The sequence below is a fragment of the Evtepia sp. genome (genome assembly GCF_056797215.1).
Window position 1 is genome coordinate 1 of sequence record NZ_JBQILM010000048.1, and the last position, 10,481, is coordinate 10,481.

At 62.1% G+C, this 10,481-nt stretch carries 12 protein-coding genes; 6 read left to right on the forward strand and 6 right to left on the reverse strand.

Annotation, left to right across the window (positions count from 1 at the left end):
• The 3 genes from ACTOZL_RS09500 to ACTOZL_RS09510 form a co-directional block, all read right to left on the reverse strand.
• A partial coding sequence (locus ACTOZL_RS09500; RefSeq protein ID WP_482478124.1) for an alanyl-tRNA editing protein occupies positions 1-1,154 on the reverse strand: 1,154 nt, incomplete at its 3' end.
• Between the two features lie 67 nt (positions 1,155-1,221).
• Positions 1,222-2,235, reverse strand: coding sequence for an aspartate--ammonia ligase (gene asnA, locus ACTOZL_RS09505; RefSeq protein ID WP_482478126.1), 1,014 nt, complete (start codon positions 2,233-2,235; stop codon positions 1,222-1,224).
• A 49-nt stretch (positions 2,236-2,284) separates the two neighbouring features.
• Entirely contained in the window at positions 2,285-3,772 is a 1,488-nt protein-coding gene (locus tag ACTOZL_RS09510) for a DUF1846 domain-containing protein (protein ID WP_489706258.1), read from the reverse strand.
• Positions 3,773-4,086: 314 nt separating this feature from the next.
• Here ACTOZL_RS09510 and ACTOZL_RS09515 point away from each other — a divergent pair, with 314 nt between their 5' ends.
• The 3 genes from ACTOZL_RS09515 to ACTOZL_RS09525 are packed head-to-tail and all read left to right on the forward strand — an operon-like array spanning position 4,087 to position 6,223.
• On the forward strand, positions 4,087-4,839 hold the full coding sequence (locus tag ACTOZL_RS09515; protein WP_482478127.1) for an ABC transporter ATP-binding protein: 753 nt from the start codon (positions 4,087-4,089) through the stop codon (positions 4,837-4,839).
• 3 nt (positions 4,840-4,842) lie between these two features.
• Positions 4,843-5,766, forward strand: a complete 924-nt coding sequence (locus tag ACTOZL_RS09520; protein ID WP_482478128.1) for a SufB/SufD family protein — start codon at positions 4,843-4,845, stop codon at positions 5,764-5,766.
• Positions 5,750-6,223: a PaaI family thioesterase gene (locus tag ACTOZL_RS09525; RefSeq protein ID WP_482478129.1), complete on the forward strand. Its 474-nt coding sequence runs from the start codon at positions 5,750-5,752 to the stop codon at positions 6,221-6,223. The genes ACTOZL_RS09520 and ACTOZL_RS09525 overlap by 17 nt, the downstream gene beginning before the upstream one ends.
• Positions 6,224-6,282: 59 nt before the next feature.
• Here the strand turns inward: ACTOZL_RS09525 and ACTOZL_RS09530 are convergent, their stop codons facing one another.
• Positions 6,283-6,495 carry a hypothetical protein gene (locus ACTOZL_RS09530; RefSeq protein ID WP_482478130.1) on the reverse strand — a complete coding sequence of 71 codons (213 nt, stop codon included), beginning with the start codon at positions 6,493-6,495 and terminating at the stop codon, positions 6,283-6,285.
• A 231-nt stretch (positions 6,496-6,726) separates the two neighbouring features.
• Here ACTOZL_RS09530 and ACTOZL_RS09535 point away from each other — a divergent pair, with 231 nt between their 5' ends.
• The 3 genes from ACTOZL_RS09535 to ACTOZL_RS09545 are packed head-to-tail and all read left to right on the forward strand — an operon-like array spanning position 6,727 to position 9,503.
• A complete protein-coding gene (locus tag ACTOZL_RS09535; RefSeq protein ID WP_482478132.1) occupies positions 6,727-7,077 on the forward strand; it encodes an Asp23/Gls24 family envelope stress response protein in 351 nt (116 codons plus the stop codon).
• Positions 7,078-7,098: 21 nt separating this feature from the next.
• Complete coding sequence (locus ACTOZL_RS09540) at positions 7,099-8,769, forward strand: DAK2 domain-containing protein (protein ID WP_482478133.1); 1,671 nt, start codon at positions 7,099-7,101, stop codon at positions 8,767-8,769.
• A complete protein-coding gene (locus tag ACTOZL_RS09545; RefSeq protein ID WP_482478134.1) occupies positions 8,769-9,503 on the forward strand; it encodes a hypothetical protein in 735 nt (244 codons plus the stop codon). Before ACTOZL_RS09540 ends, ACTOZL_RS09545 begins: the two co-directional genes overlap by 1 nt.
• A gap of 101 nt (positions 9,504-9,604) precedes the next feature.
• On the opposite strand, the gene ACTOZL_RS09550 is transcribed toward ACTOZL_RS09545, so the two are convergent.
• On the reverse strand, positions 9,605-9,853 hold the full coding sequence (locus ACTOZL_RS09550; RefSeq protein ID WP_482478139.1) for a sporulation transcriptional regulator SpoIIID: 249 nt from the start codon (positions 9,851-9,853) through the stop codon (positions 9,605-9,607).
• A 170-nt stretch (positions 9,854-10,023) separates the two neighbouring features.
• A partial coding sequence (locus tag ACTOZL_RS09555) for a stage V sporulation T C-terminal domain-containing protein (RefSeq protein WP_482478135.1) occupies positions 10,024-10,481 on the reverse strand: 458 nt, incomplete at its 5' end.

Consider the following 10,481-nt stretch of genomic DNA (forward strand, 5'->3'; position numbering starts at 1 on the left):
TAGGCTTCGATCTCCGCCCGGCTGGCGGTGACGCTGCCCTGGATCATACCCGGCTGTCCGCCCCCCTTGCCCCCCAGGGCCTGGTGGATGGCCTTGGCCTGGGCCTGGAGGTCCACCGTCTGGCTGCCCATCACGCAGCGGTAGCCGTCCTTGTCCGAGCCGGTGAAGGCGGCACAGATGCCGCCGCAGCGGGCAACCCCGGCGTTTACCAGGGTGCGCAGGCCGGGGATGTCCAAACCGGGTTCAAAGAGGCAGAGGTTCCCTGCTGCCTCCGGCAGGGCCTTGCATTTTTCCGCCACCAGGGCGTGCTTGGCCTCCTTCAAGGCCAGGCCCAGGTCTTGCAGTTCCTGCTGCACCCGGGCCACCCCCTGGGCGGCCTCCCCCTGCTTCACCGACAGGGCGGCGGAGATGGCGGCCACGTTTTCCTGCTTGCGCCGGTAGTCCGCCAGGGCCAGGGACCCAGCCACCATCCACAGGCGCATCCCGCCCCGGTGGCGCATGGCGTTGATGAGCTTCACCAGGCCGATCTCCCCGGTGAAGCTGACATGGGGGGCACAGCAGGCGCACACGTCGCAGTCCTGGATGGTGACGATGCGCACATCCTCCGTCAGTTCCAGCTTGCTGCGGTAGTCCAGGGCCTCCAGGGCTGCCGGGGTGGGATAGTCCGCGGTGACAGGGCGGTTTTCCCAGATCACCCGGTTGGCCTCATCTTCTAAGCGTTGGAGTTCCTCCGGGGAGAGCTCCCGGTCAAAATCCAGGATCACCTCCGCCTCCCCCATGTGGAAGCCCACGTTGTTGCAGCCGTAGAGGCGGTGGGCTAGGCCGGAGAGCACATGCTCCCCGGAGTGGCACTGCATCCGGCGAAAGCGGAGGGGCCAGTCCAGGGTGCCCTGGACCTGGGCCCCTTGGGGCAGCGGGCCGCCGCAGATATGGACGATGCCTTTTGGCTGTTCCTGGACATCCAGCACCGCCACCGGGGTTGCGGCCGGCCCTGTCAGCGTACCCTGGTCGGCCGGCTGGCCGCCCCCCTCGGGGAAAAAGGCAGTCTGGTCCAGAAAGACGTCCCAGCGCTTGTCTGCGCGGGGGGTGCAGGCGAGAACCTGGGCGGAAAACCTGCGCAAATGGCTGTCCTGGTCGTAAAGTTTGATGGTCATGGCATATCCTTTCGTATATGGGCCAACCGCCGCACCGGGAAGGGTGCGGCGGTTTTTGTGCTCTGTCTTATAGCAATATAATACCCGCGTCGCCGCAGACCTGGATGGTCTCGTCGTCCCAAATGGAGGCCTGGACCTCCCCAATGTGGGCCTTGCCCAGGAGGATCATGGACATACGGGACTGGCCGATGCCCCCGCCGATGGTCAGGGGCAGCTTGCCTTCCAGGAGCAGCTTGTGGAAGGTGAGGGTGCGGCGGTCGTCGCAGCCGGCGGTGGTGAGCTGACGGTCCAGGGCTGCCGCGTCCACCCGGATGCCCATGGAGGAGATTTCAAAGGCCCGGCCGAGAAGGTCGTCCCAGAGGAGGATGTCCCCGTTGAGCTGCCAGTCGTCATAGTCCGGGGCCCGGCCGTCGTGGGGGTGGCCGGATTTCAGGGCCCCGCCGATCTGCATCAGCAGGGTGGTGGGGTGCTCCTTCACCCAGGCGTCCTCCCGCTCCTTGGGGGTGAGCTCTGGGTATTTGTCCTCTAGCTCCTGGGTGGTGACACAGGAGAGGTTGGTGCTGATCTGGGGCAGGACGCTGAGCTGGGGGAACACGGACTGCAAGGTGCGCTGGGTGTCGGCAATGGCGTCCACAATGCGCTGGACGGTGGATTTCAAATAATCCAGGGTCCGGTCCCTGGGGGCAATGACCTTTTCCCAATCCCACTGGTCCACATAGATGGAGTGGAGGTTGTCGGGGACCTCGTCCCGGCGGATGGCGTTCATGTCCGTGACCAGGCCTTCCCCCACAGGGAAGTGGTAGTTGTACAGGGCCATGCGCTTCCACTTGGCCAGGGAGTGGACCACCTGGGCCTCCCGCTGGGCGGCGGGGACATCAAAGGATACAGGGCGCTCCACGCCGTTCAAGTCGTCGTTGAGGCCGCTGGAGGCCTCCACGAAGAGGGGGGCGGAGACCCGGCGCAGGTGGAGGTTGCCGCAGAGGGTGTCCTCAAAGACGCGGTTCAAAAGGCCGATGGCCTTCTGGGTGTCGTAGAGGTTCAGCAGGGGGGCGTAGCCTGCGGGGATGTAAGTCTTGGACATAAAAAACAACTCCAATCGTTATGAATTATCCGTGTGGTTACCGGGGGCGTTAGCCGTGGTAGAGCTTGGTGGTCTGGTATTTCGGCTCGCTGGTGAGCCGGACGCCCAGGCGGCGGAAGCTGTCCTCGTCGGCCTCGGAGAGGATCACCGTGGTGTGGACCTCACAGCCCCGGAGCTTTTGCAGCTGCAATACCGCCTTTTTGGCGTTGGGGTTGGTAACGGCGCTGATGGACAGGGCCACCAAGAGCTCGTCGATGTGCAAGAGGGGGTTTTTGTTCCCCAGCACGTTGACCTTCATGTCCTGCACCGGCTCAATGACCGCCGGGGAGATCAGGTGGACATCGTCGGGGATGCCCGCCAGGTACTTCAAGGCGTTGAGCAGCAGGGCGGAGGAGGAGCCCAGCAGGGCGGAGGTCTTGCCGGTGAGGACCTTGCCGTCGGGGAGCTCCATGGCGGCGGCGGGGGCGCCGGTGCGCTCTGCCACCGCCAGGGCGGGGCCCACCACCGCCCGGTCCTGCTCTGTGAGGCCCAGCTGCTTCATCAACAGCTCGATTTTGTACACCGCGCCGCCGTCGCTGCGGCCCCGGCGGTAGCGGCAGCGCTCGGCGTAGTAGCGCCGCAAAATCTCCTCCTGGGAGGCCTGGCGGACCACCTGGTCGTTGACGATGCAGTAACCGGCCATATTCACCCCCATGTCTGTGGGGGAGCGGTAGGGGGAGTGGCCGGAAATGCGCTCAAAGACGGTTTTGAGCACAGGGAAAATCTCCACATCCCGGTTGTAATTCACCGTGGTCTCCCCATAGGCCTCTAGGTGGAAGGGGTCAATCATGTTTACGTCGTTGAGGTCCGCCGTGGCGGCCTCGTAGGCCAGGTTCACCGGATGCTTGAGGGGCAGGTTCCAGATGGGGAAGGTCTCGAACTTGGCATAACCCGCCTGGACCCCCCGGTGGAACTCATGGTAGAGCTGGCTCAGGCACACGGCCATTTTCCCGCTGCCGGGCCCGGGGGCGGTGACCACCACCAGGGAGCGGGTGGTCTCCACATATTCGTTCTTGCCATAGCCCTGTTCGCTGACGATCAGGGGCACGTTGTTGGGATACCCCTCAATGGGGTAGTGGCGGTATACCCGCAGCCCCAGGTTTTCCAGCTGGGACTGGAAAATTTCCGCCGCGCCCTGGCCGCTGAAGCGGGTGAGCACCACGCTGTCCACCTGGAAGCCAAAGCCCCGGAAGGCGTCGATGAGCCGCAGGGTGTCAGGACCATAGGAGATGCCCAGGTCCCCCCGCATCTTGCTGCGTTCCAGGTCCACGGCGGACACCGCCACCACGATTTCCACCTGATCCTTGAGCTGCATGAGCATGCGCACCTTGGAATCTGGGTGGAAGCCGGGCAGGACCCTGGAGGCATGGTGGTCGTCAAAGAGCTTGCCGCCGAATTCCAGATACAGCTTGCCGCCGAACTGGTTGATCCGGGAGCGGATGTGCTCGGATTGCATTTCCAGATACTTTTCGTTGTCGAACCCCAATTCTTCGATCATGTCTTGATACAGCCTCCCGTTCTATCGTCTCTCTCGCGCCGCCGCGCCCTGGGGCGCTTCTCTTAGAATCTAGGACGAATCTATCAAAAATTGTATGAAAAGTCAAGATGTGTGCAAAATGATTGGCAGAAATGACGGGTGATTTGCAGGGAATTCCATTCTCCTGCAAGGATTCGCTGTGCAAGTTGACTGGCATAGCTTGCAAAAAGATTGCATGGCGGCGGGAGTTGTGGTATAATTTATCATTCCCTGGCAGGCAAGGGCCGCCAGGGGGGACAAAAGACAAGTTTAACAGCGATAGGAGCTGGTTTGATATGCTGGAATTGAAAGGATTACGCTTCCAGGTGGAGGAAGGCGGAGGACAGACAGAGATCCTCCGGGGCATCGACCTCACCATTGACGACAACGCCTTTGTGGTCATCACCGGCCCCAACGGCGGGGGGAAAACCACCTTGGCCAAGACCATTATGGGTCTGGCTAAGCCCACCGGGGGGCAGATTATTTGGAACGGGCAGGACATCACCGCCCTGGACATCACCCAGCGGGCCAAGCTGGGCATCAGCTATGGCTTCCAGCAGCCCCCCCGGTTCAAGGGGCTGCGGGTGCGGGACCTGTTGGAGCTGGCCTCTGGCAACAAGAAGCTCACCCGGGACGAGTGTTGTTCCTACCTGAACCGGGTGGGGCTGTGCGCGGCGGACTACGTGGACCGGGAGATGGACGCCTCCCTCTCCGGGGGTGAGATCAAGCGCATCGAGATTGCCACCATCCTGGCCCGTCCAGAGGGCCTGCTGATCTTCGACGAGCCGGAGGCAGGCATTGACCTGTGGTCTTTCGCCAAGCTCACGGAGACCTTCCGCATCCTCCACGGCCGGGGGAAGAACACCATTGTGGTAATCTCCCACCAGGAGCGGATCATCGACCTGGCAGACGAGATCGTGATGATCTCCGGGGGGGAGGTGGCCCGCCACGGGCCCAAGGCAGAGATCATGCCCCACCTGCTGGCGGAGACCGCCGGCACCTGCAGCTTTTTACAACCCAGCGCCTGTGAGCAGAACAAGGAGGGATGAGCCATGGCAGAAAATAAGGTGGACCTGCGCCTCCTGCGGGAGGTGGCAGACCTGGAAGGCACCCCCAAGGGGGCCTATAACATCCGCAAGAACGGCAAGCTGCTCTCTCGCAGCTCCAACGAGAACATTGAGATCGTCACCAAAGAGGACAAACCGGGCATCGACATCCACATCAAGCCCGGCACCAAGCGCCAGTCGGTACACATCCCGGTGATCATCTCCGAGACGGGGATGGACGACCTGGTGTACAACGACTTCTTCATCGGGGAGGACTGCGACGTGGTGATTGTGGCCGGCTGCGGCATCCACAACGCCGGCAGCGAGGCCTCCAAGCACGACGGGGTCCACACCTTCTACATCGGGGCCCGGTCCAAGGTCCAGTATGTGGAAAAGCACTACGGCGAGGGGGAGGGCACCGGCGAGCGGGTGATGAACCCCCAGACGGTGGTGTACCTGGAAAAGGACGCCTCCCTGCAAATGGACACCGCCCAGCTCCGGGGGGTGGACTCCACCAAGCGCTACACCAAGGTGGTGGTGAAGGAGGGGGCCGAGGCGGTGCTCACCGAGCGCCTGCTCACCCACGGCCAGCAGAAGGCCACCTCCGAGATGGACGTGATCCTGGCGGGGAAGGACGCCACCGGCCGGGTGATCTCCCGCTCCGTGGCCCAGGATACCTCCGAGCAGGTGTTCTACCCCCGGATGATCGGGGACGCCGCCGGGTTCGGCCACGTCCAGTGTGACTCCATCCTCATGGGGGAGGCAAAGATTCAGTCCATCCCCGCCATCACCGCCAACCACCCCGACGCCCAGCTCATCCATGAGGCGGCCATCGGGCGTATCGCCGGGGACCAGATTCTAAAACTCATGACCCTGGGCCTCACCGAGGAAGAGGCGGAGGAGGAGATTTTGAATGGCTTCCTGCGTTAAGGAGGGGCTGTTTTATGTGGGGGAGGACCCCCAGCTGGGGACCATCCGGGGCCTGGACCCCTGGGCGGTGGACAACGGCATCCACCTGATCCGGGCGGAAAAGGACGCCGCCGAGGGGATTATGATGATCCGCAAGGGGAACCAGCAGCAGTACGGCAGTGTCCACGGGGGGATGCTCTCCGCCTTTGCCGACACCATCGCCGGCCACGCCCTGGTGCCCTATGGTTACATGTGCGTCACCCAGAGCTGCACCATGGAGTTTTTGAAACCGGCCACCGGGGCCTACCTCTTCTGCCGGGGCACCCCGGTGCGGGTGGGCAAGCGCAGCTGCGTGGTCTCCGTGGAGCAGCGCAACGACCAGGACGAGCTGGTGACTGTGGCCCTGTTCAACTTTGTGGTGGCCCAGAACATTGACCCCATCGTGGTGGAGCCCAAGCACCCCGCCCTGAAATTCTAAGGGGCCGGAGGCGCGAAAAAAACGGAGCGGTGTCACACCGCTCCGCCTGGGGCATTGGCTTACATGCCCCACTCCTCATAGTCGTCAAATTCGTCGGAAAACTCCCCGCAGGAGCAGCAGCCACACATGGCCTGCTTCTTGGCCTGGACCTTGGCCAGCAGCCTGGCCAGGGCATCGGTGATCCGGTCGTAGTGGGCGATGACAAGGCAGATGACAGCGCCGAGGGCCAGGATCAGGGCGGCGAGCTTCAAGATCAATTTGGTCACATTCATGAAAAAACCTCCCATACACGGTTGCATGATTTCCCTCGGCTGTGGTATAGTTAAAAAAATTCCAGAGGCCAAGGGAGCGTATCCAGGGCAAACTTCAACGGGGGCGCAGGAAGTAAAGTCACTGGTTGCATAGTATTTTACATGATAATGCGCAAAAATACAATTATAAAAGCGGATTTTTTTCCGCTTTTATATCCAACGCTTGAAAATAGGGAAAGGACGGATCAAGGGATGCGGCTTCAAACGGAAAAAGGCGAGATCCAAATCAGCAGCGAGGTGTTCACCACCATCACCGGCGCGGTGGCCACCAGCTGCTTCGGCGTGAAGGGCATGGCCGCCCGGTCCAAGAAGGATGGGCTGGTGCATCTGTTGCGCAATGAATCCATGTCCAAGGGTGTGCGGGTGGTCCAGCAAGAGGACGGCAGCGTTGCCATTGAGCTGCACATCATCGTGGACAACGGCGTGAACCTCAGCGCGGTGAGCGACGCCATCATGAGCGAGGTCCGTTACACCGTGGGGCGGATGACCGGCGCCCAGGTCAAGTCCGTGGACGTCTATGTAGACTCCATGGTGGTGGACTAAGAGTAAGGAGAGAATTGGGTTATGGTACAGTCAGTTGACGGAAAGCTGCTGGCGCGGATGCTCATCCACGCCTCTGCCTCCCTGAACGCAGAGAAGCAAAAGATCAACGAGCTCAACGTCTTTCCCGTCCCCGACGGGGACACGGGCACCAACATGAGCTTGACCATCGGCACCGCCGCGGCGGAGCTGCAAAAGAAGGGCCCCACCACTGTGGGGGAGGCCGCCGCCATCAATGCCTCTGCCATGCTGCGGGGGGCCCGGGGCAATTCCGGGGTCATTCTCTCCCTGATCTTCCGGGGCTTCTCCAAGGCCATGAAGGACAAGGAGAGCATGGACGGCATCGACCTGGCCGACGGCCTCAACGCCGGGGTAGTGGCCGCCTATAAGGCGGTGATGAAGCCTGCGGAGGGCACCGTGCTCACCGTCTCCCGCCTGGCGGGGGACCGGGCTGGACGGGCGGCAGAGGAGAACACTGCCTTTGAGTATGTGTTGGAGTCCGCCATCCTCCGGGCGGAGGAAGCCTTGGCGGATACCGTCAACCAGAACCCGGTGCTGAAAAAGGCCGGAGTGGTGGACGCCGGCGGCATGGGCTTCGTGACCCTCCTGAAGGGGATGCTGGATGAGCTCCGGGGCATCGCGGCCCCCACCGGGGAGGCGGAACCGGAGGCCAAGGAAAAAGCGGACTTTGCCGCCCAGAGCCTGGAAGAGATCACCTTCACCTTTGACACCGTGTTTATCGTCCGCAAGGATGGGAAGACTGTGGACTTGCAGCCCTTCCGGGACTATTTGAACAGCATTGGCGACAGCCTGGTGATCGGGGAGGACGACGAGGCCTTTAAGGTCCACGTCCACACGGACATCCCCGGCAGTGCCCTCAACGAGGCCCAGAAATACGGCACCCTAGAGCTGGCTAAAATTGAGAACATGCGCACCCAGGCGGAGGACCTAGCGGCAGGCCGCCAGGCCCAGAGCACCGACGATTTGGAGGCCGTCGAGGCGGAATTGGAGGGCCATGCGGACCCAGCGGCGGCCAAGCGCTACGGCTTTGTGGCGGTGGCCGCCGGGGAGGGCTTGGCCAAGGTGTTCCACGATTTGGGGGTGGACGGGGTCATCAGCGGCGGCCAGACCATGAATCCGTCCACAGAGGATATTTTGAAGGAGATCAAAAAGACCCCCGCCCAGGTGGTCTATGTGCTGCCCAACAACAAGAACATCATCATGGCTGCCCAGCAGTGTGTGGACCTGGCGGAGGGCAAGGAGATCATCGTCCTTCAGGCCAAGACTGTGCCCCAGGGCATTTCCGCCATGATCGCCATGGACCTGGACGCGGAGCCCGGGGAGAATACCGCGGCTATGGAGGAGGCCATGGGCATGGTGACCACCATGGAGGTTACTTACGCCGCCCGGACCTCTACCTTTGACGGCCAGGACATCCAGGAGGGGGATTACCTCGCCCTGGTGGACAACCAGCTCTTCGCCACAGAGAAGGGCCTGGACGCCGTCCTGGACCGTCTGGCTCAGGAGGCCAAGAGCCGGGGCGGGGAGTTCATCAACATCTTCTACGGCGAGGGCGTGGAGGAGCAGGGGGCCCAGACGGCCCTGGAACGCTTCCAAGCTGCCTGCCCCGAGGCGGAGATCACCCTGCTCCGAGGGGGCCAGCCGGTGTACCACTACCTGATTTCGGTGGAATGATGGGCAGAGGTTGGGCTGTCGTGGCCTTGTGCCTGCTGGTCCTGCTGTGCGCCTGCGGGACCCAGGAGGTGGGGGAGGAGGAGGATACACCACCGGCCACCCAGGAGCAGGCATCCAAACCCCTGGACACCTCCGTGATCCAGGGCAGGGAAGGGGAGCTGGACTTTGCGTTCTCCTTAGAGGATTGGATTGCCGCCTATAACGTCCAGTATCAGGAGGGCATGGGGGAGGCCTTGCTCACACCCCCAGAGACGTGGAGCAGCTTGCGTTTTGCCACCGCCCCCCATTCCCAGCAGGAGACGGTGTTCTATGAGTTTTTGGCAGATGAGCGGATGTTCAACCTGCCCACCATGACCGTGTATGTCCCCCAAGGGGGCAGCTGCGTCCAGGAGATCACGGTGAATTTTGACGACCACGATTACTCCGATGCCCTGTACGAGTTCTACCAGGAGCTGTGCTTCTATACCGTCAAGACCCTGCGGCCGGAGATGGAGGCGGAGCAGATCCGGGAGCTCTGCCAGGCCTTGGACGATGTGGCCTACGGGGAGCTGCGGTTAAACAAGCAGCGCTACGGCAGCGATGTGGTCCCGGTGCTGCTGTACCACAAAGACGGGGTGGGCTTTTATTCCCACTTTGCCTTAGGGGACTATGTGCGCCTGTGTGCCATCCCCGTGACCCAGGAGCGCTTGGCGGAGTACGCCCAGCAGGGGACAGAGCTCCGGGAACTTCCGTAAATATGACACAGGGGCAGCCCAGAAACGCCAGCAATGGCCGCTTCCGGGCTGCCCTTTTTGTTATCTTCCCCCCAGGCGGTAAAATGGCCTTGGGGCAGACTTCATCCTTCGTTGCCGTCCCCTTTGTACTTTTTCCGGGTGGCGATGCCGCCCCGGATGTGGCGCTCGGCCTTGTTGCGCTCCAAGACCTCCTTTACTTGGAGGTAGAGGGGCTTGTTGAAGGCGGGCAGCCGCTGGGACAAGTCCTTATGTACGGTAGATTTGCTGATGCTGAAACGTTTGGCCGCCATGCGGACGGTCGCGTTGTTCTCAATGATGTAAAGGGCCAGGTCGCAGGCCCGTTCTTCCATGTCAGTGCGCAAGTGCCACCACTCCCCACATTGTCCGTGACACATACTATGTGGGCGGGGGTGGAAATATACAAAAAGTTCCCAAAGAAGGCCAGGACCGCAGGAAAACGGTTCTGGCCTTCTTTGCCAACTATGTCCCGGGGTGAGGAGCGGGGCCTGCCGGGTGGAGTTCAGGTCTCCATGTGCCGTCCCAGGAAGCCCGCAATGGTCTGGGCCAGCTTGTATTCGGACTCGTTGACGGCCACGGAATCCTTTTCGCTCAAAAAGGCCACGCAGCCCAACACGTCCCCCTCCGCCAGGATGGGGGCGGCGGTGGTGATGATATAGTGGTCGCTATAATCGCTGGCTGGGAGCTGGGCCTCTCCCTCTTCATACTGATAGATCTGCCGGCCCTCCATGATCTGGGCCAGGGCCGGGGAGATGTTCTTGTCCGCCAGCTCCCGCTTGCCGCCACCAGCCACGGAGAGGCAGGTGTCCCGGTCGGTGATGGTGACCAGCTTGCCGGTGCTCTTGTAAAGGGATTCGCATAGCTGGGAGGAGAAATCCCCCAGGCCACCCATGAGGGAATATTTTTTGAACACCACGCCGCCGTCGCTGTTGGTGAAGATTTCTAAGGGGTCGCCCTCCC

Excerpts from the sequence above, each read along its gene's own strand:
- asnA (WP_482478126.1), bottom strand. The coding sequence starts at position 2,235 with ATGTCCAAGACTTACATCCCCGCAGGCTACGCCCCCCTGCTGAACCTC.
- ACTOZL_RS09510 (WP_489706258.1), bottom strand. The coding sequence starts at position 3,772 with ATGATCGAAGAATTGGGGTTCGACAACGAAAAGTATCTGGAAATGCAA.
- ACTOZL_RS09515 (WP_482478127.1), top strand. The coding sequence starts at position 4,087 with ATGCTGGAATTGAAAGGATTACGCTTCCAGGTGGAGGAAGGCGGAGGA.
- ACTOZL_RS09520 (WP_482478128.1), top strand. The coding sequence starts at position 4,843 with ATGGCAGAAAATAAGGTGGACCTGCGCCTCCTGCGGGAGGTGGCAGAC.
- ACTOZL_RS09525 (WP_482478129.1), top strand. The coding sequence starts at position 5,750 with ATGGCTTCCTGCGTTAAGGAGGGGCTGTTTTATGTGGGGGAGGACCCC.
- ACTOZL_RS09530 (WP_482478130.1), bottom strand. The coding sequence starts at position 6,495 with ATGAATGTGACCAAATTGATCTTGAAGCTCGCCGCCCTGATCCTGGCC.
- ACTOZL_RS09535 (WP_482478132.1), top strand. The coding sequence starts at position 6,727 with ATGCGGCTTCAAACGGAAAAAGGCGAGATCCAAATCAGCAGCGAGGTG.
- ACTOZL_RS09540 (WP_482478133.1), top strand. The coding sequence starts at position 7,099 with ATGGTACAGTCAGTTGACGGAAAGCTGCTGGCGCGGATGCTCATCCAC.
- ACTOZL_RS09545 (WP_482478134.1), top strand. The coding sequence starts at position 8,769 with ATGGGCAGAGGTTGGGCTGTCGTGGCCTTGTGCCTGCTGGTCCTGCTG.
- ACTOZL_RS09550 (WP_482478139.1), bottom strand. The coding sequence starts at position 9,853 with ATGGAAGAACGGGCCTGCGACCTGGCCCTTTACATCATTGAGAACAAC.